The organism is Streptomyces sp. JLYT201, assembly GCF_059448825.1.
Genome location: NZ_CM182551.1, coordinates 5454224 through 5475686, shown reverse-complemented (window position 1 = coordinate 5475686; position 21463 = coordinate 5454224). Strand labels below are relative to the sequence as shown.

Genomic DNA, 21463 nt, shown 5'->3' with positions numbered 1-21463 from the left:
GGGGATGCGTGGGCCCCGTGGAGCGTCAGGGGCAGAGGCGTTGCAAGGTCCAGGTCTCGTCGGTTCGGGTGTAGCGGAGGCGGTCGTGGAGGCGGTTGGTGCGGCCCTGCCAGAACTCGACCGTTTCGGGGCGGACGCGGAAGCCGCCCCAGTGCGGCGGCGCCGGGACCTGCTCGCCCTCCGGATAGCGGGCGGCCAAGTCCGCGTACGCCGCGTCCAGTTCGGCGCGCGTGGCGATCACCGAGGACTGCGCGCTGGCCCAGGCGCCCAGCTGGGAGCCGTGCGGGCGGCTGCGGAAGTAGCGGACGGTCTCCTCGCGGCCGGTCCGCTCCGCCACGCCCTCGACGATCACCTGACGCCCCATCGGGTGCCAGGGGAAGAGCAGCGACACCCGGGCGTTCCCCGCGATGTCCCGGGCCTTGCGGGACTCGTAGTTGGTGAAGAAGACGAAGCCGCGCTCGTCGAAGCCCTTCAGGAGCACCGTGCGGGAGCTCGGCCGCCCCTCGGCGTCGACCGTGGACACGACCATCGCGTTCGGCTCGGCGAGGACACCGGCCGGGTCCACCGCCTCCGCGGCCGCCTGCTGGAACCAGCGCTCGAACTGCTGGAACGGATCGCCGGGGAAGTCGGCCTCCGCGATGCCGTCGGTGCGGTACTGCGCACGCATGGCGGCCAGGTCTACGGCTGCTGGGGACTCGGAGGCGGTGGCGCGGGACTCGGTCACGCGGTCATCTTGCCGTATACGAATGCCGGGGCACGAAGCGGCAGTCGGCGGGCGCACGGCATCCGCGCGCCCCTCCATGAGGTGATGTGTGGCACTGAGTGCCGCAGTCCATCGCGAAGGGTGGCACCAAGGGTTATCGTGCCGAAACCGTTTCGGTTGGGTGACGTCCGGCCGCGCGGGGCATCACCGGGTTACCCCAGAGCATCGCGAGGCCACTGGTCGCACGCCTCTGTCGTACACATCTCGCCCACATCATGAGGAGCCGCCTGATGTCCGACTTCGTACCCGGACTTGAAGGAGTCGTCGCGTTCGAGACGGAGATCGCCGAACCGGACAAGGAGGGCGGTGCCCTGCGCTACCGGGGCGTCGACATCGAGGACCTGGTCGGCGACGTCTCCTTCGGCAACGTTTGGGGGCTGCTCGTCGACGGCGCGTTCAACCCGGGCCTGCCGCCCGCCGAGCCCTTCCCCATCCCCGTCCACTCCGGCGACATCCGCGTCGACGTGCAGTCCGCGCTCGCCATGCTCGCCCCCGTGTGGGGCCTGCGGCCGCTGCTCGACATCGACGAGGCGCAGGCCCGCGACGACCTCGCGCGGGCCGCCGTCATGGCCCTGTCGTACGTCGCGCAGTCCGCGCGCGGGCAGGGCCTGCCGATGGTGCCGCAGCGGGAGATCGACAAGGCCGAGACCGTCGTCGAGCGGTTCATGCGGCGCTGGCGCGGCGAGCCCGACCCGCGGCACGTGCGGGCCGTCGACGCGTACTGGACGTCCGCCGCCGAGCACGGCATGAACGCGTCCACGTTCACCGCGCGGGTCATCGCCTCCACCGGCGCCGACGTCGCGGCCGCGCTCTCCGGGGCCGTCGGGGCCATGTCCGGGCCGCTGCACGGCGGGGCGCCCTCCCGGGTGCTCGGCATGATCGAGGAGATCGAGCGCAGCGGGGACGCCGTGGCGTACGTCAAGCAGGCGCTCGACCGGGGCGAGCGGCTCATGGGCTTCGGACACCGGGTGTACCGGGCCGAGGACCCGCGGGCGCGGGTGCTCCGGCGGACCGCGCGGGAGCTGGGCGCGCCCCGCTTCGAGGTCGCCGAGGCGCTGGAGAAGGCGGCGCTCGACGAGCTGCACGCGCGGCGGCCCGACCGGGTGCTCGCCACGAACGTGGAGTTCTGGGCGGCGATCGTGCTCGACTTCGCGGAGGTGCCGGCGCACATGTTCACGTCGATGTTCACGTGTGCCCGTACGGCGGGGTGGTCGGCGCACATTCTGGAGCAGAAGCGGACGGGGCGGCTCGTGCGGCCGTCCGCCCGGTACGTGGGGCCTGCGGCCCGCAGTCCGCGGGACATCTCGGGGTACGGGGACATCGCGGGCTGAGGCCCTCGCGGGTGCGCCCCAGACCCGCCCCTTCCCGCTTCCTGGGGGCTGCCGCCCCCAGACCCCCGCTCCTCAAACGCCGGAGAGGCTGAAAACCCTGCCGCAACCGGCGACAGATCCAGCCCGTCCGGCGTTTGAGGACGAGGCGCGAAGCGCCGATAAGGGCAGGGGCCCGGGGGCGGCAACCCCCGGATCGGGAAGGGGCGGGCCTGGGGCGCCCCGCGAGGGCACTACCCCAGCGCCCCCGCGACCAGGTGGCTCCACTGGTGGACCACTCGGTCGCGGCGGGGGGCGTCGTCCGTGAGGAGGTTGGCGAGGCCGAGGCCGCGGGCCATGTCGAGGAGGCCCTGGACGGTTTCGCGGACGCCGGGGCGGGACTCGTCGACGGCGAGGAGCTCGACGGCTATGCGATGGGTCTCGCGACCGACACGGGCCTCCAACTCGGCGACCCGCGGCCCCAGTTGCGGCTCGTTGGAGGCGGCCACCCACAGCTGGAGGGCGGCGCGGAACAGCGGTCCGGTGTAGAGGTCGACGAGGGCGCGGACGACCGCGGCCCGGTCGGCGGCCCGGGCCCCCTCGGGGAAGAGGCCGCGCAGCGCGGCGGAGCGCTGCTCGGCGACGTACTCCACGGCGGCCGTGAAGAGGTCCTCGCGGGTGGGGAAGTGGTGCTGGGCCGCGCCCCGGGACACCCCGGCGCGCTCGGACACGACGGTGACCGTCGAGCCGGTCCAGCCGTGTTCGGCCAGACATGCCACGGCCGCCTCCAGGAGCCGCTGCCGGGTGGCCCGGCTGCGGTCCTGCTTGGGCGAACGGCCGGCCTCCGTCACAGCACCCATGGGCGCTCCCGTCGTTCCAGGAACGCCGCCATGCCCTCCTGTGCCTCGGCCGAGCGGAAGCGGCGCGCGGACAGGGCGATGACGGCGTCCGACTCCTCGTCGAATGCGGTCAGAACCTTAGCCGTGAGGAGTTTCTTGGTGTCGGCCAGCGCCTCGGGGGCGGCCTTGCGCAGGCCGTCGAGGACGGGCGCCAGGGCCGTGTCGACGTCGTCGTCGTACGCGGTGACCAGGCCGATCCTGGCCGCCTCCGCCGCGTCGAAGCGCTCGCCGGTGAGGAAGTAGCGCCCCGCGGCCCGGGCGTCGACGCGGGCCAGGAGCGGGATCGAGATCACGGCGGGGACGACCCCGATGCGCACTTCGGTCAGGGCGAAGGAGGCGGCCCCGGCCCCGCCGCCGCCCGCGACCGCGATGTCGCAGGCGGCGACGAGACCGAGGCCGCCCGCCCGCACGTGTCCGGCCACCCGCGCCACCACGGGCTTGGGCAGGGTCAGGATCCGCCGCATCAGCGCCACGAACGCCGCCGGGTCGGGCGGCTGCCGCAGGTCCGCGCCGGAGCAGAACGTCGAGCCCGTGTGCGTGAGCACCACGGCCCGCACGCCGTCGTCCGCCCGGGTCCGCTCCAGGGCGGCCGTCAGCTCGGCGACCAGGTCGGCGGAGAGCGCGTTGCGGTGGGCGGGCGAGTCGAGGGCGAGGGTCACGACGCCCCGCTCGGGCTGCGACGCGGTCACCACGGTCATGGGCACTTCCCTTCCCACGGGGTGCGGGGTCAGTAGGACTTGGGCAGGCCCAGCGTCTGGTGCGAGACGTAGTTGAGGATCATCTCGCGGCTCACCGGGGCGATCCGGGCCACCCGGGACGCGACGATCAGCGAGGCCAGGCCGAACTCCGCCGTCAGGCCGTTCCCGCCGAGGGTGTGAACGGCCTGGTCGACGGCCTTCACACAGGCGTCGGCGGCGGCGAGCTTGGCCATGTTCGCGGCCTCGCCCGCCGCCACGTCGTCCCCGCCGTCGTACAGGAGGGCGGCCTTGCGGGTCATCAGGCCCGCGAGTTCGAGGTCGACGTGGGCCTGGGCGAGCGGGTGGGCGATGGCCTGGTGCGCGCCGATGGGGGCCTTCCACACGGTGCGGTCCTTGGCGTACTCCACCGCGCGGGACAGCGCGTAGCGGCCCATGCCGAGCGCGAACGCGGCGGTCATGATCCGCTCGGGGTTGAGGCCCGCGAAGAGCTGGAGGAGGCCCGCGTCCTCGTCGCCGACGAGGGCGTCGGCGGGCAGCCGCACGTCGTCGAGGACCAGTTCGAACTGCTTCTCCGCCGCCTTGAGTTCCATGGGGATGGCGCGCCGCCCGAAGCCCGGCGCGTCCCGGTCCACGATGAACAGGCACGGCTTGAGGCGGCCGGTGCGGGCGTCCTCGGTGCGGCCCACGATCAGCGTGGCGTCCGCGATGTCGACGCCCGATATGAACACCTTGCGGCCGGTCAGGAGCCAGTCGCCGGAGCCGGGGTCCTTGCGGGCGGTCGTGGTGATGCGGTGGGAGTTGGAGCCCGCGTCCGGCTCGGTGATGCCGAACGCCATGGTGCGGCTGCCGTCGGCGAGGCCGGGGAGCCAGGCCCGCTTCTGCGCGTCGGTGCCGAAGCGGGCGATGACCGTGCCGCAGATCGCCGGGGACACCACCATCATGAGCAGCGGGCAACCGGCGGCGCCCAACTCCTCCAGGACCAGGGAGAGTTCGGTGATGCCGCCGCCCCCGCCGCCGTACTCCTCCGGCAGGTTCACGCCCAGATAGCCCAGCTTGGCGGCGTCCGCCCACAGCTCGTCGGGGTGGGCGCCCTCGTTCACGACGCGGGTCAGGTAGTCGCGGCCGTAGCGGCGGCCGAGCGCGGCGACGGCGGCGCGCAGCGCGGTGTGTTCCTCGGTTTCCAGGACTGTGCTCATGCCGGTCATGCTGAGACTTCCTCCCGGGACGTGGGCTCTGCTTCCTGCTCCTGTACGACGTGCTCGACGGCTTCCTGTACGACGGCGAGGAGCGCGCCCACCTCCACCTGCCGGCCCGGCTCCGCGTGCAGCGCGGTCAGGGTGCCGGACGCGGGGGCGGTGACGCGGTGCTCCATCTTCATGGCCTCCAGCCAGATCAGCGGCTGCCCCGCGGTGACCTCGGCGCCCGCCGCGAGCCCCTCGGCCACCCGGACGACCGTGCCCGGCATGGGCGCGAGGAGCGAGCCGGGCTCCTGCCGGACGGTGGGCTCGGGCAGTGCGGGCAGCGGCACGAGGGCCGCGTTCCCGACGTGGACGCGCCCGTCGTCGCCGTACCGGGCGACCGGGAACTCCCGCCGCACGCCGTCCGCTTCGAGGACCACGCGGCCGGGCGTCACGTCGAGGACGCGGACGCCGTCCGCCTGGAGGCCGTCCCTGGTCCGCGTGTAGCGCACCTCGTGCTCGGTGCCTGCCGCGTCGCGGTACCGCTTGACCTGCGGCTGGGAGCGCAGGTTGCGCCAGCCGCCGAAGCGGGAGCGGCCGCAGGAGTCGGCGAGGGCGGCGGCCAGCGGAGCGTGGCGGGCCCAGGGGTCCGCGGCGGCCGCGGTCAGCTCGGGCAGGTGCCGGTCGTAGAAGGAGGTGTCCATGCGCCCGGCGGTGAACTCGGGGTGGCGCAGCGAGCGGACGAGCAGCTCGCGGTTGGTGACGGGGCCGTGGACCACGGTCCGTTCCAGGGCGCCCGCCAGCTTGCGGATCGCCTCGGCGCGCGTGGGCGCGTGCGCGACGACCTTCGCGAGCATGGCGTCGTAGTGCACGCCGACCGTGTCGCCGTCCGCGTACCCGGTGTCCAGGCGCACCCCGTCGGGCACGGCGACGCGGTGCAGCGTGCCGGTCTGCGGGGCCCAGCCCGCCGCCGGGTCCTCCGCGTACAGGCGGGCCTCGACGGCGTGCCCGGCGGGCCGTGGCGGGTGCGGCCCCGGCAGGGCGTGGCCCTCTGCGACGCGGAGCTGGAGCGCCACCAGGTCGAGGCCGCACACCTCCTCCGTCACGGGGTGCTCGACCTGGAGGCGGGTGTTCATCTCCAGGAAGTGCGGGGTGCCGTCGGCGGCGACGAGGAACTCCACGGTGCCCGCGCCCCGGTAGCCGACCGTGCGGGCCGCGCGCGCGGCCAGTTCGTGGAGGCGCTCGACGAGGGCGTCGGGCAGGCCCGGGGCCGGGGCCTCCTCGATGACCTTCTGGTGGCGGCGCTGGAGGGAGCAGTCGCGCGTCCCGAGGGGCCACACCGTGCCGTGTGCGTCGGCGACGAGCTGCACCTCCACGTGCCGCCCGCCCTCCACGTACGGCTCGACGAACACCTCGCCGTCACCGAAGGCGCTCGCGGCCTCCGCCGAGGCCGCCGCCAACTCGGCGGGCAGCCGGGACAGTTCGCGGACGACGCGCATGCCGCGGCCGCCGCCGCCCGCCGCCGCCTTCACCAGGACGGGCAGGTCCGCCTCGGTGACGTCCGCGGGGTCCTGCGGCGCGAGGCCCATCAGCTCCTTCGCGCGGGTCTTGGAGGCCATCGCCTCGATGGCCTCCGGGGGCGGTCCGATCCAGGTGAGCCCCGCGTCGGCGACCTGGCGGGCGAACGCGGCGTTCTCGGACAGGAAGCCGTAGCCGGGGTGGACCGCGTCCGCGCCCGTCGCCCGGGCCGCCGCCACGATCAGGTCGCCGCGCAGATAGGTGGCGGCCGGGGCCGCGCCGGGCAGACGTACGGCCTCGTCGGCGGCGCGGACGTGCAGAGCACCCGCGTCGGCGTCGGAGTACACGGCGGCGGTGGCGACGCCGAGCTCCCGGCAGGTGCGGAAGACCCGGACGGCGATCTCGCCCCGGTTGGCCACGAGCAGCTTCGAGATCACGGGGACCGCCTCTCACATGCGGAAGACGCCGAAGCCGCCGCGTGCGCCTTCGTAGGGGGCTGTGTGCAGGGCCGACAGGCAGATGCCGAGGACGGTGCGGGTGTCGCGCGGGTCGATCACGCCGTCGTCGTAGAGCCGCCCGGAGAGGAACATCGGCAGCGACTCCGCCTCGATCTGCTGCTCCACCATGGCGCGCAGGGCCGCGTCGGCCTCGTCGTCGTAGGGCTGCCCCTTCGCGGCGGCCGACTGCCGGGCGACGATGGACAGGACGCCCGCGAGCTGCTGCGGGCCCATGACGGCGGACTTGGCACTCGGCCAGGCGAAGAGGAAGCGGGGGTCGTAGGCGCGGCCGCACATGCCGTAGTGCCCGGCGCCGTACGAGGCGCCCACGAGCACCGAGAGGTGCGGGACCCGGCTGTTGCTCACCGCGTTGATCATCATCGAGCCGTGTTTGATGATGCCGCCCTGCTCGTACTCCTTGCCGACCATGTAGCCGGTGGTGTTGTGCAGGAAGAGCAGCGGGATGTCGCGCTGGTTGGCGAGCTGGATGAACTGCGCCGCCTTCTGCGACTCCTCGCTGAACAGCACGCCCTGGGCGTTGGCGAGGATCCCGACGGGGTAGCCGTGCAGGCGGGCCCAGCCGGTGGTGAGCGAGGCCCCGTACAGGGGCTTGAACTCGTCGAAGTCGGAGCCGTCGACGATCCGGGCGACGACCTCGCGCGGGTCGAAGGGGGTGCGCAGGTCGGCGGGGACGACGCCGAGGAGTTCGTCGGCGTCGTACTTCGGCGGCTCGGCGGGCGGCGGATCGCCGTACGCCTTGCGCCAGTTGAGGCGGGCGACGACCCGGCGGGCCTGCCGGAGCGCGTCGTGCTCGTCCTGCGCTAGGTGGTCGGCGAGGCCGGAGGTGCGGGCGTGCATCTCGGCGCCGCCGAGGGACTCGTCGTCGCTCTCCTCGCCGGTGGCCATCTTCACCAGGGGCGGGCCGCCGAGGAACACCTTCGCGCGCTCCTTGACCATGATCACGTGGTCGCACATGCCGGGGACGTAGGCGCCGCCCGCGGTGGAGTTGCCGAAGACGACGGCGATGGTCGGGACGCCCGCCGCCGAGGCCTGCGTGAGGTGTTTGAACAGGGCCCCGCCCGGGATGAAGATGTCCTTCTGCGAGGGCAGGTCGGCGCCGCCGGACTCCACGAGGTGGATCGAGGGCAGCCGGTTCGCGTGCGCGATCTCGTGGGCGCGGAAGGCCTTCTTCAGCGTCCAGGGGTTGCTGGCGCCGCCGCGCACGGTCGGGTCGTTGGCGGTGATGAGGCACTCGACGCCCTCGACGACGCCGATCCCGGTCACCATCGAGGCGCCGACGGGGTACTCGCTGCCCCAGGCGGCCAGCGGGGACAGCTCCAGGAAGGGCGTGTCGGGGTCGAGGAGCAGCTCGATCCGCTCCCGGGCGAGCAGCTTGCCGCGCCCGCGGTGCCGCTGGATGTACTTCTCGCCGCCGCCCTCCAGGGCCTTGGCCTGCTCGGCGTCGAGCTCGGCGAGCTTGGCGAGCATGGCCTCGCGGTGGGCGGCGTACTCGGGGCCCGCGGTGTCGAGCGCGGATGCGAGGACGGTCACAGGAGCACCTCCGGTATGTCCAGGTACCGGGACCGCAGCCATTCGGCGAGGCCCTTGGCCTGGGGGTCGAAGCGGGCCCGGGAGGCGACGCCCTCGCCGAGGATGCCGTGGACGGTGAAGTTGAGGGCGCGCAGGCCCGGCAGGAGGTGCCGGGTGACCTTCAGCGGCCGGCTCTCGGGGAGCAGCTCCTGGAACTCCTCGACCGTGAGCCGGTGGGCCAGCCACCGCCACGCCTCGTCGGTGCGTGCCCACACCCCCACGTTCGCGTCCCCGCCCTTGTCGCCGCTGCGGGCGCCCGCCACGTACCCGAGCGGAACCCTGCGGGTCGGTCCCCCGGCGGCCAACGGCGCGGGCAGCGGCGGCGGTTCGGCGTCCACCAGGTCGCGGGTGCGGGGCGCCGCCGGTATGTCCACGCGCCGCCCGTCCGGCAGGACCGCCACGTGCCGCACGGTGCCCGCGGGCACGTACGCCGCCTCGAACACCCCGTACGGCGTGCCCGCGCCGGGCGGGGCCGTGACGTGGAAGCCCGGGTAGCTGCCGAGGGCGAGCTCCACCGCCGCGCCGGTGAGGGCGCGGCCGACGGCCGCCGCGTCGGGGTCGCGGACGACGAGCCGGAGCAGGGCGCTCGCGCTCTCCTCGGTGGCGGCGTCGCGGTGGTCGGTGCGGGCCAGCTCCCAGCGCACGTCGGCCGGTCGGGACGCGGCGGCGCCGAGGGCGTCCTCGACCTGGGCGCGGACGAGGTCGGCCTTGGCGTCGACGTCGAGGCCGGTGAGCACGAACACGACCTCGTTGCGGTAGCCGCCCAGGCGGCTCAGGCCGACCTTGAGGTCGGGGGGCGGGGGTTCGCCGCGCACGCCGTCGACGCGGACGCGGTCGGGCCCGACCTGGCGGAGCCGCACGGAGTCCAGGCGCGCGGTGACGTCGGGGCCCGCGTACCGGGCGCCGGAGGTCTCGTAGAGGAGCTGCGCGGTGACCGTGCCGACGTCCACGACGCCGCCGGTGCCGTCGTGCTTGGTGATGACGCAGGAGCCGTCCGCGTGGACCTCGGCGAGCGGGAAGCCGGGGCGGCGCAGCAGGGCCGGGTCGTGCTCGGCGAAGAAGGCGTAGTTGCCGCCGGTCGCCTGGGTGCCGCACTCCAGGACGTGCCCGGCGACGACGGCGCCCGCGAGTGCGTCGTACGCGTCCGGGGCCCAGCCGAAGTGGGCGGCGGCGGGCCCGGTGACGAGGGCGGCGTCGGTGACCCGCCCCGTCACCACGACGTCGGCGCCCGCGCGCAGGGCCTCGGCGATGCCGAAGCCGCCGAGGTAGGCGTGGGCGGTGAGGGCGCCGGGGAAACGGGCGCCCAGGTCGTCGCCCTCCACGTGTGCCACGCGCGTGGGCAGGCCGAAGCGCGCGGCCGCCGCCCGCAGGGCCCTGGCGAGCCCGGCCGGGTTCAGGCCGCCCGCGTTGGCGACGATGCGCACGCCCCGGTCGTGGGCCTCGCCCAGGCACTCCTCCATCTGCTTCAGGAAGGTCTTGGCGTAGCCGAGGTCGGGGTCCTTGAGGCGGTCGCGGCCGAGGATGAGCATGGTCAGCTCGGCGAGGTAGTCACCGGTGAGGACGTCGAGGGGGCCGCCGGTGAGCATCTCCCGCACGGCGTCGAACCGGTCGCCGTAGAAGCCGGAGGCGTTGCCGATGCGCAGGGGTGCGGCGGGCAGGGGTCCGGAGGTCAGAGATCCGGCGGGCAGGGGCTCGGCGGGCAGGGATCCGGCGGGCAGGGGTCCGGGGTCCGTCACCGCCGTCCGCCCTTCGCCGCCCGCCCGGCGCCCGGCGGGCCCGCGAACGCCTGGGCGATGTCCAGCCAGCGGTCGGCGTCGGCGCCCTCGGCGCGCAGGGCGAGGTCGGCGCGGTGGGCGCGCCGGGTGACCAGGAGGCAGAAGTCGAGCGCGGGCCCGGTGACGCGCTGGGCCGCCCCCTCGGGCCCGTACGTCCACGACGAGCCGTCGGGCGCGGTCAGTTCGACGCGGAACTCCTCGCCGGGGGCATCGAGACCGCGCACGGCGTGGGCGTAGTCACGTGCCCGCACCCCGATCCGGGCGACGTGCCGCAGCCGGGCCGTGGGGGCACGGGTCGCGCCGAGCGCGTCGGCGACGTCCTGGCCGTGGGCCCAGGTCTCCATGATCCGCGCGGTGGCGACGGACGCGGGCGCCATGGGCGGCCCGTACCAGGGGAAGCGGGTCCCGGCGGGGGCCGCGCGCAGGGCCCGCTGGAGCGCGTCGCGGCCGGTGCGCCAGCTCTTGAGGAGGGCGGCGGGCGGCTGGGCCGCGCCCTCGCGGGCCCCGTCGTCGACGAAGGTGTCCGGCGCCGCCAGGGCGGCGGCCGCCTCCTCGGCGAACGCGTCGGGGTCGGTCGCGGCGAGCAGCGCGGCCCGGTCGGTCCAGGCGAGGTGCGCGATCTGGTGGGCGACGGTCCAGCCGGGCGCGGGCGTGGGCAGGGCCCAGCGCGCGGGCTCCAAGTCACCGACGAGGCGGTCGAGTTCGTCGCTCTCGTCGCGCAGGTCGTCGAGTACGCCGATGACGGCGCGGGCGTCGGACACGGTGCGCTCCCCTCAGGGCACGGCGGTGTGCCCTGGGAGCATGGCAGCGGGCGGAGAAACAATCAAGCGCGCTTGGATTGTTTTTCCCCAGGTGCCCGACCACCCGCGCCCCGCGTCTCCACCGGGCCTAACTCGCCCCGGCGGCACCGCCCTTGGCCTCGTCCGGGAGCCCCTTCGCCCGGCCGCGCCCCACCTGGGTGCGCACCGCGCCCATGCTGGCGGCGATGACCAGGGCGATGGCCAGGCCCTCGACGAGGGTCAGGCCCTGGTCGAGGATGAGGAAGCCGGCGACGGCCGCGATGGCCGGTTCCAGGCTCATCATGACGGCGAAGGTGGACGCGGGAAGGCGCCTGAGGGCGAGGAGTTCGAGGGTGTAGGGCAGTACGGAGGACATCACGGCGACGGCCGCGGCGAGGCCGAGCGTGCTGGGCACGGTGAGCCTGGACCCGGACTCCACGATGCCCAGCGGCAGGGCGAGCACCGCGCCGACGGCCATGGCCAGGGCGAGCCCGTCGGCCTGCGGGAAGCGGCGGCCGGTGCGGGCGCTGAAGACGATGTACACCGCCCAGGCGGCTCCCGCGCCGAGCGCGTAGGCGACGCCGGCCCGGTCGAGGCCGCCGAAGCCGCCGCCCCCGCCGAGCAGGAAGACGCCGCAGAGGGCGAGCCCCGCCCAGACCACGTTCACCAGGCGGCGGGAGGCGAGGACGGAGAGCGCGAGCGGGCCGAGCACCTCCAGGGTGACGGCGGGGCCGAGCGGGATGCGGGCCACGGCCTGGTAGAAGAGGCCGTTCATGGCGGCGAGGGTGACGCCGAAGGCCAGGACCGTGCCCCAGTCGGCGCGCGAGTGCCCGCGCACCCGGGGGCGGCACACCAGCAGGAGGATCACGGCGGCGAAGAAGAGCCGCAGCGTCACGATGCCGAGCGCGCCCGCGCGCGGCATCAGGCTGACGGCGACGGCCCCGCCGAACTGCACCGAGACGCAGCCCGCGAGCACGAGGCCGAGCGGCCCGAGCGCGGCGCCGCGCCCCCCGCCGTCCCGGGCGGCGGGTCCGGCGCCGGCCACTCCCGCAGCCTCCGGCTGCCCCACCGTGGCGGGCGCGGCCACGGCCGCCTCCACCGCCCCGTCCGTCCGCGATACGTTCACGCCGAGCCCGCCTCACAGTCCAGCTTCCTGCACTCTTACGTACAAGGTAATGGACCACGTCTGGGATGTCGAAGTAGTTCGCAGCGTACGAAGCCCGAGGCGAGCCGTTAAGCCCCGGCGGTCAGGGCCCGTCCGACGACCGGCTCTTGGCCCCCTCGTCCAGGGCCTCGGCGAGGACCTCCGCCAGATGGCGGCCGCGCACCCCTGCCAGCTGCTCCAGCTGCGTACGGCAGGAGAAGCCGTCCGCCAGGACCGCGGCGCCCGGGTCCGCCCCCGCCACGGACGGCAGGAGCTGCTCGTCGGCGCAGGCCTTCGACACCTCCCAATGTCCCTTCTCGAAGCCGAAGTTGCCCGCGAGGCCGCAGCAGCCGCCGCTCAGGGCGCCCGTCAGGCCCGCCTTCTCCCGCAGCCTGCGGTCGGCCGCGTCGCCCAGGACCGCGTGCTGGTGGCAGTGGGTCTGGCCCGCCACGGGCCGGTCGACGCGCGGCGGCCGCCAGTCGGGGGCGTACTCCTCCAGGGCCTCGGCGAAGGTGCGCACCGAGTCGGCGAGCACGCGCGCGTGCGGGTCCGCGCCCGCGAGGTCCGCGAGGTCCGCCCTGAGGGCCGCCGCGCAGCTCGGCTCCAGGACGACGACCGGGGTGCCCGCCTCCAGGAACGGGCGCATCCGGGCGAGGGTCCGCCGCTGCACGGCACGGGCCCGGTCCAGCTGGCCCGTCGAGACGTACGTCAGACCGCAGCACACGTCCCGCGGCGGCACCTGGACGGTGAGGCCCGCGGCCTCCAGGACCCGTACGGCCGCCCGCCCCACGGCGGGCGCGAAGTGGTCGGTGAACGTGTCCGGCCACAGCACCACCGCGCGCCCCGTCCCCCGCGCCTGCGGCCGCCCGCGCCACCAGCGGCGGAACGTGCGCGGCGCCACCCGCGGCAGCGCGCGGCGCGGCTCGATGCCGCCGAGGCGCTTGGCGAGGGCCGCGAGCGGGGGCAGCGCGGCCAGGGCGTTGACCAGGCGCGCGGTGCGCGTGGCCGCGACGGCGCGCAGCCAGCGCGGCAGCCAGCCGAGGGCGTAGTGCGCGGCGGGACGCACCCGGCCCGCGTAGTGGTGGTGCAGGAACTCCGCCTTGTACGTGGCCATGTCCACGCCCACCGGGCAGTCGGACGCGCAGCCCTTGCAGGACAGGCACAGGTCGAGGGCGTCCCGCACCTCCGTCGAACGCCAGCCGCCGGTGACCACCTCGCCCGCGAGCATCTCGTGCAGGAGGCGGGCCCGGCCGCGCGTGGAGTGCCGCTCCTCGCCCGTCGCGCGGAACGACGGGCACATCACGCCGCCGCCCGCCGCCGCCGTCGTCGTACGGCACTTGGCGACGCCGACGCAGCGGCGCACGGCGGCGGAGAAGTCGCCGTTGTCGTGCGGATAGCCGAAGGCCGTGACCGGCGGGCCCACCGGTTCGCGCGGCAGGACGGCGAAGCGGAGGTTGGTGTCGAGGGGCGCCGGGCGGACCAGCATGCCCGGGTTGAGCAGGCCCGCGGGGTCCCAGAGGTCCTTGGCGCGCTCGAAGAGCCGCACCAGCTCCGGCCCGTACATCCGGGGCAGCAGCTCCGCGCGGGCCTGCCCGTCGCCGTGCTCGCCCGACAGGGAGCCGCCGTGCGCGACGACCAGGTCGGCGACGTCCTCCGAGAACCGCCGGAAGCGGGCCACGCCGGGGGCCGTGAGCAGGTCGAAGTCGATGCGCACGTGGATGCAGCCGTCGCCGAAGTGGCCGTACGGGGTGCCGCGGAGGCCGTGCTCGGCGAGGAGGGCGCGGAACTCGCGCAGATAGGGGCCGAGGCGGGTGGGCGGGACCGCGCAGTCCTCCCAGCCGGGCCACGCCTCTCCCCCAAGTCCTCGGCTTCGCCCGGACAGGGTGGTACCCCCCTCGTCCGGCATCCGCGTCGCCGTGCCCGACGCGTCCTCGCGCACCCGCCACAGGCCGCGCTGCGCCGCCGGGTCGGTGACCACCACGGCGTCCCCGCAGTCCGCCGCCCGCACGATCCCGGCGGCCCGCGCGCGGGCCTCGGCCGGGGTCGCGCCACCCGTCTCCACGAACAGCCAGGCGCCGCCCCTGGGCAGTCCTTCGGCGTCCCGTACGAGGTCCGCGGCCATGCCCTCGACCGTCAGCGGCCCGTACGGCAGGAGGCCCGCGGCCGCCTGCGCCGCCGCGCTCTCGTCGGCGTACCCCAGGACCGCGAGCGCGCGGGCGCGCGGCGCCTCGACGAGCCGGACCGTCGCCTCAGTGAGGATGCCGAGGGTGCCCTCGCTGCCGCAGAAGAAGCGCGTCAGGTCGGGGCCGCCGCCCTCCGGGAGCAGGGCGTCGAGCGCGTAGCCGGAGATGCGCCGGGGCAGGTCGGGGAAGCCCGTGCGCAGCGGGGCGAGATGGGCGTCGACCAGGGCGCGCAGCCCCTCGGGGGCGCCGTCCCAGGTGCCGGGCGCGAGCGTGACGGCCGTGCCGTCGCCCCGGACGACGGCCAGCTGCCCCACGTTGTCCGCCGTCGTCCCCCACGCCACGGAGTGCGCTCCGCAGGAGTTGTTGCCGATCATGCCGCCGAGGGTGCAGCGGCTGTGGGTCGACGGGTCCGGGCCGAAGGTGAGGCCGTGCGGGGCCGCGGCGGCCCTGAGCGCGTCCAGGACCACGCCGGGCTGCACCCGGGCCGTGCGGGCCCGCGCGTCCAGCTCCACGATCTCCGTCATGTGCGCGGTGAAGTCCAGGACCACGCCCGTGCCCGTCGCCTGCCCGGCGATGGACGTGCCCGCGCCCCGGGCCACCACGGGCTCGCCGTGGGCGCGGCAGACGGCCAGGGCCGCGGCCACGTCCGCCGCGTCGCGCGGGGTGACCACGGCGGTCGGGGTCCTGCGGTAGTTCGAGGCGTCCATGGTGACCAGGGCCCGCGCCGTGGGCGTCGCGTCCACGCCGCCCCGCACCGCGCCCCGCAACGCCCGCACCAGCTCCGTCTCCACACCCATGCCCCGGAGCCTGCCCCCACCCACCACCCGGGTAACAGCCCACCAGCCTCCCACGCCCGGCGCCCAGACCCCGCCCCGGCCCGCACCCACCACCCGCCCCCGCCCAGGGCAAAGGGCCCGCACCCGGCGCCCGACCCCGCACAGCCCACGAGACAGCCCCGGTCCGCACCGCGACGCGGACCCACCCGGGCGCGAGGCACGCCCAGCCCCCACCCGAGCGGAGGACCCCGGTCCGCAGCACGGGTGGCCCCGCGCCCAGGGCACAGAGCCGAGGCCCGCCCCCGCACAACCCGGGCAGACGACCCCGGCCCACAGCGCGGCGCGGACCCACCACCCGCCCCCACCAGGGCCACAGCGACCACGCCCAGCGGACGGCCCCAGAACGCAGCGCGGGGTGGGCCCGCCGCCCGCCCCCGCCAGGGCGGGGAGCCGGAGGGCGCCACGCGTCGGGGCCCGGCCCCGCAAGGCCAGGGAGAAACGGGCGGGCGGGTGGGAAAGACCACCGCGGTAGCGGTGGCGGCGACCGGCGGGCCGCAGCGCCACGCGTCGGGGCCCGGCCCCGCAAGGCAGGGGAGAAAGGGGTGGGCGGGCGGGAAGGACCGCCGCGGTAGCGGTGGTGGCGGCGAGGCGGGGCAGGCACGGGCGGCCGGGGCGGGAAGGCCCACCCCCAGGGGCCCGCCCCAGGGGCCCGCCCCAGGGCCCCGGCGGGGCGCCCCCGCGGAGCGCCCCGGCGGGACGGGGTGTCTCGGGGGGTGGACGGGGCCCGCGCAGGGCCCCGGGGGGCGGATAGGCTCGCGGCGTGGCTGAGATCGAGATCCCCGCAGACATCAGGCCCACCGACGGACGCTTCGGCGCGGGCCCCTCCAAGGTGCGGCCGGAGGCCCTGGCGGCCCTGGCCGCCACCGGCACCTCCCTGCTCGGCACCTCGCACCGCCAGGCCCCGGTGAAGAACCTGGTCGGCCGCGTGCGCGAGGGCGTGCGCGAGCTGTTCCAGCTGCCGGACGGCTACGAGGTGGTGCTGGGCAACGGCGGGTCCACCGCTTTCTGGGACGTGGCGACGCACGGTCTGATCGAGAACAAGTCGCAGCACCTGTCGTTCGGCGAGTTCTCCTCCAAGTTCGCGAAGGCGGCGAAGCTCGCCCCGTGGCTCGCGGAGCCGACGGTGATCGCCTCCGACCCGGGCACGCACCCCGACCCGGAGGCCGAAGCGGGCGTGGACGTCTACGCGTTCACGCACAACGAGACCTCCACGGGCGTCGCCGCCCCGCTCGCGCGGGTCGCGGGCGCGGACGAGGGCGCCCTTGTCCTGGTGGACGCCACGTCGGGCGCGGGCGGCCTGCCGGTCGACATCGCCGAGACGGACGTGTATTACTTCGCCCCGCAGAAGTCGTTCGCGTCGGACGGCGGCCTGTGGATCGCCGCGTTCTCCCCGGCCGCCCTGGAGCGGGCGCGGCGGGTGCACGCGAGCGGCCGCCACGTGCCGGAGTTCTTCAGCCTGCCCACGGCGATCGACAACTCGCTCAAGAACCAGACGTACAACACGCCCGCGCTCGCCACGCTGTTCCTGCTCGGCGAGCAGCTGGACTGGCTCAACGGCCAGGGCGGCCTCGACTGGTCGGTGCGCCGCACCGCCACCTCGGCCCGCACCCTGTACGGCTGGGCGGAGGAGTCGAAGTACGCGACGCCGTTCGTGACGGACCCGGCGAAGCGCTCGCAGGTGATCGGCACGATCGACTTCGACGACGAGATCGACGCGGCCGCGGTCGCGAAGGCGCTGCGCGCCAACGGCATCGTGGACACGGAGCCGTACCGCAAGCTGGGCCGCAACCAGCTGCGCGTGGCGATGTTCCCGGCCGTCGACCCGGCGGACGTCGAGGCGCTGACGCGCTGCGTGGACTACGTGATCGAGAAGCTGTAGCGGCACCCTTGACGCAGCGAAGGGCCCGGCACGCACTCAGCGCGCCGGGCCCTTCACCGTTCCCCGGCGCCGGTCGTCACCGGCTCAGCGCCTTGAACTTCCGTACCGCGAGCGGCAGGAACAGCGCGGTCAGGGCCAGCGGCCACACCGCCGCCATGAGGACGGCGTGCTGCTCGACCCAGCTGGCGCCGCCCGCGCCCGGGTTGCCGAACAGCTCGCGGGCGGCGGTGCCCGTGGACGACACCGGGTTCCACGCGGCGACGGGGGCGAGCCAGTCGGGCATCAGGGACGGCGCCACGAACACGCTGGAGATCATCGTGAGCGGGAAGGCCACCGCGTACAGACCGCCCGCCGCCTCCGGGGTGGGGACGACGAAGCCGAGCCACACCCCGACCCAGATCAGGCTGAAGCGCAGGAGCAGCAGCAGGGCGAAGGCGGTCAGGGCGTTGCCCGCGCCGTTGTCGGGGCGCCAGCCGATGGCCACGGCGGTGAGCGCGAGGATCGTCAGCTCGGCGCAGGCCACGACGAGGTCGGCGAGGCCGCGCCCGGCGGCCACGGCGGACGGCGCCATGGGCATGGAGCGGAAGCGGTCGATGACGCCCTTGGACGCGTCGGTGACGACGCCCATCGCGGTGTTCATGAAGCCGAAGGCCATCGTCATCACGAACATGCCGGGCATCAGGAAGTCCTTGTAGTCGCCCGTGCCGCCGGGCACCTTCATCGCCTCGCCGAAGACGAAGCCGTACAGGAGCACGCTGATGATGGGGAAGCCGAGCTGCCAGGCGATGAGGACGGGCACGCGCCGGAAGTGGGTGAGGTAGCGCCGGGCGATGTTCAGGGTGTCGGCGACGGCCCAGTAGGCGCGGCCGTGCGCGGGGCCCGGGCCCGCGTCCAGGACGGACGGCCCGTCGGGGGTCAGTACGTCGCTCATGCCGCCGCCTCCGTGCGGGGCGTCCGCTCGCTCTTCGCCCCCGTCAGTTTCAGGAACACGTCGTCCAGGCTCGGCCGCCGCAGGCCCACGTCCTCCACGGCGACGCCCTCGTCCCGCAGGGTGCGGGCGACGTCGGCGAGGGCGCCGACGCGGTCGGTGACCGCGGCCCGCACGCGCCGCTCGGCGTCGACCGCCTCCGGCTCGCCGTCGGCGACGCGCGCCACGGCCTTCACCGCGGCGGGCAGGTCGGCGGCCTCGCGGACGACGACCTCCAGCTGGCTGCCGCCGACGCTGGCCTTGAGGCCGTCGGGGGTGTCGTCGGCGATGGCGCGCCCCTGGTCGATGACGGTGACGCGGGAGGCGAGGCGGTCGGCCTCCTCAAGATACTGCGTAGTGAGTAGAACGCTCGTTCCAGTCGCCACCAAGTCCCGTACGGAGTCCCAGACCTCGCTGCGGCCGCGCGGGTCGAGGCCGGTGGTCGGCTCGTCGAGGAACAGCACGGACGGGGCGAGGATCATGGACGCGGCGAGGTCGAGGCGGCGCCGCATGCCGCCGCTGTACTGCCCGGCGCCCTTGTCGGCGGCGGCTTCGAGGCCGAACCGCTCCAGGAGCTCCTGCGCGCGGCGGGCGGCCCGGCGCGCACCGAGGTGGAAGAGGCGGCCGAACATCTCCAGGTTCTGCCGGCCGGTGAGGATCTCGTCCACGGCCGCGTACTGACCGGTGAGGCCGATGCGGCCGCGCACGACGGCCGGTTCGCGCCCGACGTCGGCGCCGCCGACGGTGGCGCGGCCGCCGTCGGCGCGGACCAGGGTGGCCAGGACGCGCACGGCCGTGGTCTTGCCCGCGCCGTTCGGCCCGAGCAGGCCGTGGACCGTGCCGTGTTCGACGGTCAGGTCGAAGCCGTCGAGGGCCTTCTTGTCGCCGTACCGCTTCTCCAGGCCGCGGGCCGCCACCGCGTACTCCCCGCGGTCCGCTACCGCACGCTTCCCGCGGTCCACTACCGCGTGCCTCCCGCGGTCCGTCCCTCGTGTGCGCTCACGCATCACCGCTCCACCATCCGTTCCCCCTCGTCACACCCTTGTCGAGCCTCGCTGAGTACACCGTACCCAATGGAGAGTACGCCGTACCCAGTTTCTGGCCAAGGGCTTATCGTGAGATCCATGACGACCACGGAGACCAGCGGCAGCGGCGACATCACCCGCAGCCTCGAACTGCTCTGGGGCGACGGCGAGCGCCCCACCCGCGGCCCCAAGCCGGCCCTGTCCCTGGAGCGGATCGTCACCGCCGCGGTCGCCCTCGCCGACGCCGAGGGCATCGCCGCCGTCTCGATGCGCCGGCTCTCGCAGGAGCTGGGCGCCGGCACGATGTCGCTGTACCGCTATCTGCCGGGCAAGGCCGAGCTGCTGGACCTGATGCTCAACCACGTCCAGGCGCCCACCGACGACGCGGACGCCTTCACCGGCGGCTGGCGCGCCGGTGTCGAGGCGTACGCCCGCGAGGTCCTGGAGCGCCACCGCGCGCACCCCTGGCTGCTCCAGGTCAACCAGTCGCGGCCGGTGCTCGGCCCGAGCGCCGTCGGCGGCCTGGAGAAGGTCCTGTCCCGCATCAAGCCCATGGGCCTGCGGGACCCGGAGCTGATCTCGGTCCTGATCCTCGTCGAGGGGTACGTCACCGGGGTCGCGCGCATGCGGGCGCAGTCGGTGGAGGCCGAGGCCGCCGGGCTCTCCGAGGAGGCCTTCTGGGAGAAGCAGGGGCCGGTGCTCGGCCGGATCATGACCAGCGGCAGCTATCCGCTGGTCGCCGGGCTCTCCGACGACACGTTCGGCCCGGACTTCGACCACTTCGAGTTCGGGCTCCAGCGGATCCTGGACGGACTCGACGTCCTGGTCGCGCAGCGCGAGAGCGCGGCGGCGCGGCAGCGGGGGTGACAGACCGGCCCGCCCGTGTCTGTATGGAGGGATGAAGCCGAATCCCGCGCGTCCGGCGAGCCCGGAGCTCGCCCGGTTCGAGAAACAGCAGGCGGTCCTGCTGACCAGCCACAAGAAGGACGGCACCGGCGTCGGCACCCCGGTCCACTTCGCGGTCGACGGCGACCACGCGTACTTCCGCACCTTCGGCAGGGCGGGCAAGGTCAAGCGGCTGCGCCGGGACCCCCGGGTGGAGATCGCGCCCTCGACACTGCGCGGCAAGCCCACCGGGCCCGGGATCACCGCACGGGTGCGGCGCCTCGAACACGGCACCGGCGAGGACGCGCGCGCCTCCCGCCTCATCGCCCGCAAGTACCCCTTGCAGCAGGGCGTGCTCGTCCCCCTGTGGCACAAACTCCGCCGGGACGCGACGCTGCACTACGAGGTCCGGCCGGTCACGAGCCCCGAGGAGGAGACTCCCCCGGCTCCCTAGCGGGCCCGGTGAGCCGAGGGCTCCCTCATCCGCCGCGTCGGAACAGACGCCTGAGGCCGAGCCCCGCGAGCACCACCACGCCCAGGACCACGGCCCCCTTGGTCGCGCCCCCGGTGAAGCCGCCGCCCCCGTCCCCGGAGCCCCCGCCGTCCGACGAGCCGCCCCCGCCACCCGCGCCCTTCACCTCGACGGCCTCGACATCGCTCTGCTCGCCCTCCGTGCCGTACATCAGGCGGCTGCCGTCGGGGCTGTACGTCACGGACTCGCCCTGGCGCTGGAGCGGGACGCGCAGCCGGCCCTCGCGCTTGATCCTGCCGTCGCCGCGCCAGGCGAAGGCGACGCCGCCGAAGTAGCCGCGCAGGGCGAGGTGCTTGCCGTCGGGCGAGAAGGCGCCGTCGGTGACCCACAGGTCGGTGCTCGCGACGCGGCGGAAGACGTTGGTGCCGGAGGTGGAGAGCCGGGCCGGGCCCTCGTAGAGGGAGCCGCCGTCCTCCTTCTTGTCGGCGATGTACACGCGCCCCGTCTTGGGGTGGACCATGAGCGCCTCGGCGTCGCGCGGCCCGTCGGCGTACTTCACGACGTACTGCGTGGCGCGGACGGTCTGGTCCTTGAGCTCCTTGGGCTCGGGCAGCTTGTAGACCCACACGAAGGACCACTTGCCGCCGAGGTTGTCGCCGATGTCGCCGACGTACAGGCTGCCGTCGGGGCCCATCGAGATGGCCTCGACGTCGCGCGGCTTGCCGACGCCGGTCATGGTGATCCGGGCGACGGTCTTGCCGGTCCTGCTGTCGACGGCGTACAGGTAGGCGCCGCTGTCCTGGTCGTTGTGGGTCCAGTAGACGCCGGGGTGGGCGCGCGAGGGCACCAGGCCGCTGGACTCGGTGATGCGCGGGTCCTCGATGGTGAACCCGTCGTTGCCCGCCTCGCCGTCGGCCAGGGCGGGGCCGCCGGACGCCACCAGGACCGCAGCCACCACCGCCGCGGCCCCGGCCGCGCACACCCTCGAAGAACGCATGGCTCCAAGCCTGCCACCCCGCGCCCCGGCGGCAGGTGGCCAGGCTCACATCGCAGCGCACGGGCGCGATC

The 21463-nt window shown here is 75.1% G+C and carries 17 protein-coding genes; 4 read left to right on the top strand and 13 right to left on the bottom strand.

Annotation, left to right across the window (positions count from 1 at the left end; translation table 11 throughout):
* Positions 1 to 25: 25 nt before the first annotated feature.
* A complete protein-coding gene (gene pdxH, locus AC5WAM_RS22935; RefSeq protein ID WP_366795383.1) occupies positions 26 to 667 on the bottom strand; it encodes a pyridoxamine 5'-phosphate oxidase in 642 nt (213 codons plus the stop codon).
* 326 nt (positions 668 to 993) lie between these two features.
* Here pdxH and AC5WAM_RS22930 point away from each other — a divergent pair, with 326 nt between their 5' ends.
* Entirely contained in the window at positions 994 to 2094 is a 1101-nt protein-coding gene (locus tag AC5WAM_RS22930) for a citrate synthase 2 (protein WP_171075776.1), read from the top strand.
* A gap of 230 nt (positions 2095 to 2324) precedes the next feature.
* On the opposite strand, the gene AC5WAM_RS22925 is transcribed toward AC5WAM_RS22930, so the two are convergent.
* The 9 genes from AC5WAM_RS22925 to AC5WAM_RS22885 all read right to left on the bottom strand — a co-directional run bounded on the left by AC5WAM_RS22925 (position 2325) and on the right by AC5WAM_RS22885 (position 15128).
* On the bottom strand, positions 2325 to 2930 hold the full coding sequence (locus AC5WAM_RS22925; protein ID WP_366791308.1) for a TetR/AcrR family transcriptional regulator: 606 nt from the start codon (positions 2928 to 2930) through the stop codon (positions 2325 to 2327).
* Positions 2918 to 3667, bottom strand: coding sequence for an enoyl-CoA hydratase family protein (locus tag AC5WAM_RS22920; protein ID WP_495518642.1), 750 nt, complete (start codon positions 3665 to 3667; stop codon positions 2918 to 2920). The genes AC5WAM_RS22925 and AC5WAM_RS22920 overlap by 13 nt, the downstream gene beginning before the upstream one ends.
* 29 nt (positions 3668 to 3696) lie before the next feature.
* Entirely contained in the window at positions 3697 to 4863 is a 1167-nt protein-coding gene (locus AC5WAM_RS22915; RefSeq protein WP_366791306.1) for an acyl-CoA dehydrogenase family protein, read from the bottom strand.
* Positions 4864 to 4868: 5 nt separating this feature from the next.
* Positions 4869 to 6800, bottom strand: coding sequence for an acetyl/propionyl/methylcrotonyl-CoA carboxylase subunit alpha (locus AC5WAM_RS22910; RefSeq protein WP_495518641.1), 1932 nt, complete (start codon positions 6798 to 6800; stop codon positions 4869 to 4871).
* A 12-nt stretch (positions 6801 to 6812) separates the two neighbouring features.
* Positions 6813 to 8411 carry an acyl-CoA carboxylase subunit beta gene (locus AC5WAM_RS22905; RefSeq protein ID WP_495518640.1) on the bottom strand — a complete coding sequence of 533 codons (1599 nt, stop codon included), beginning with the start codon at positions 8409 to 8411 and terminating at the stop codon, positions 6813 to 6815.
* Positions 8408 to 10108 carry an acyclic terpene utilization AtuA family protein gene (locus AC5WAM_RS22900; RefSeq protein WP_495523633.1) on the bottom strand — a complete coding sequence of 567 codons (1701 nt, stop codon included), beginning with the start codon at positions 10106 to 10108 and terminating at the stop codon, positions 8408 to 8410. The genes AC5WAM_RS22905 and AC5WAM_RS22900 overlap by 4 nt, the downstream gene beginning before the upstream one ends.
* A gap of 74 nt (positions 10109 to 10182) precedes the next feature.
* On the bottom strand, positions 10183 to 10986 hold the full coding sequence (locus AC5WAM_RS22895; RefSeq protein WP_495518639.1) for a TIGR03084 family metal-binding protein: 804 nt from the start codon (positions 10984 to 10986) through the stop codon (positions 10183 to 10185).
* 127 nt (positions 10987 to 11113) lie between these two features.
* On the bottom strand, positions 11114 to 12091 hold the full coding sequence (locus AC5WAM_RS22890) for an EamA family transporter (protein WP_495523632.1): 978 nt from the start codon (positions 12089 to 12091) through the stop codon (positions 11114 to 11116).
* Positions 12092 to 12251: 160 nt separating this feature from the next.
* Entirely contained in the window at positions 12252 to 15128 is a 2877-nt protein-coding gene (locus AC5WAM_RS22885; protein WP_495518638.1) for an FAD-binding and (Fe-S)-binding domain-containing protein, read from the bottom strand.
* A gap of 799 nt (positions 15129 to 15927) precedes the next feature.
* On the opposite strand from AC5WAM_RS22885, the gene serC reads away from it, so the two are divergent.
* A complete protein-coding gene (serC, locus tag AC5WAM_RS22880) occupies positions 15928 to 17046 on the top strand; it encodes a phosphoserine transaminase (protein WP_366791301.1) in 1119 nt (372 codons plus the stop codon).
* 76 nt (positions 17047 to 17122) lie between these two features.
* On the opposite strand, the gene AC5WAM_RS22875 is transcribed toward serC, so the two are convergent.
* The gene (locus tag AC5WAM_RS22875; RefSeq protein WP_366791300.1) at positions 17123 to 17977 is read right to left on the bottom strand and encodes an ABC transporter permease; all 855 of its coding nucleotides are present in this window, start codon (positions 17975 to 17977) and stop codon (positions 17123 to 17125) included.
* Positions 17974 to 18975: an ATP-binding cassette domain-containing protein gene (locus AC5WAM_RS22870; protein ID WP_495518637.1), complete on the bottom strand. Its 1002-nt coding sequence runs from the start codon at positions 18973 to 18975 to the stop codon at positions 17974 to 17976. The genes AC5WAM_RS22875 and AC5WAM_RS22870 overlap by 4 nt, the downstream gene beginning before the upstream one ends.
* A gap of 162 nt (positions 18976 to 19137) precedes the next feature.
* Between AC5WAM_RS22870 and AC5WAM_RS22865 the strand changes: the two genes are divergently transcribed.
* Positions 19138 to 19905, top strand: coding sequence for a TetR/AcrR family transcriptional regulator (locus tag AC5WAM_RS22865; protein ID WP_495518636.1), 768 nt, complete (start codon positions 19138 to 19140; stop codon positions 19903 to 19905).
* A gap of 31 nt (positions 19906 to 19936) precedes the next feature.
* A complete protein-coding gene (locus AC5WAM_RS22860) occupies positions 19937 to 20377 on the top strand; it encodes a PPOX class F420-dependent oxidoreductase (RefSeq protein WP_495518635.1) in 441 nt (146 codons plus the stop codon).
* Positions 20378 to 20402: 25 nt separating this feature from the next.
* On the opposite strand, the gene AC5WAM_RS22855 is transcribed toward AC5WAM_RS22860, so the two are convergent.
* The gene (locus tag AC5WAM_RS22855) at positions 20403 to 21392 is read right to left on the bottom strand and encodes a TolB-like translocation protein (RefSeq protein WP_495518634.1); all 990 of its coding nucleotides are present in this window, start codon (positions 21390 to 21392) and stop codon (positions 20403 to 20405) included.
* Between the last annotated feature and the right edge of the window lie 71 nt (positions 21393 to 21463).

Coding starts and splice junctions, on each gene's coding strand:
- AC5WAM_RS22855 (WP_495518634.1), bottom strand. CDS start 21,392: ATGCGTTCTTCGAGGGTGTGCGCGGCCGGGGCCGCGGCGGTGGTGGCT.
- AC5WAM_RS22875 (WP_366791300.1), bottom strand. CDS start 17,977: ATGAGCGACGTACTGACCCCCGACGGGCCGTCCGTCCTGGACGCGGGC.
- pdxH (WP_366795383.1), bottom strand. CDS start 667: ATGCGTGCGCAGTACCGCACCGACGGCATCGCGGAGGCCGACTTCCCC.
- AC5WAM_RS22925 (WP_366791308.1), bottom strand. CDS start 2,930: ATGGGTGCTGTGACGGAGGCCGGCCGTTCGCCCAAGCAGGACCGCAGC.
- AC5WAM_RS22920 (WP_495518642.1), bottom strand. CDS start 3,667: ATGACCGTGGTGACCGCGTCGCAGCCCGAGCGGGGCGTCGTGACCCTC.
- AC5WAM_RS22865 (WP_495518636.1), top strand. CDS start 19,138: ATGACGACCACGGAGACCAGCGGCAGCGGCGACATCACCCGCAGCCTC.
- AC5WAM_RS22930 (WP_171075776.1), top strand. CDS start 994: ATGTCCGACTTCGTACCCGGACTTGAAGGAGTCGTCGCGTTCGAGACG.
- AC5WAM_RS22915 (WP_366791306.1), bottom strand. CDS start 4,863: ATGAGCACAGTCCTGGAAACCGAGGAACACACCGCGCTGCGCGCCGCC.
- AC5WAM_RS22885 (WP_495518638.1), bottom strand. CDS start 15,128: ATGGGTGTGGAGACGGAGCTGGTGCGGGCGTTGCGGGGCGCGGTGCGG.
- AC5WAM_RS22860 (WP_495518635.1), top strand. CDS start 19,937: ATGAAGCCGAATCCCGCGCGTCCGGCGAGCCCGGAGCTCGCCCGGTTC.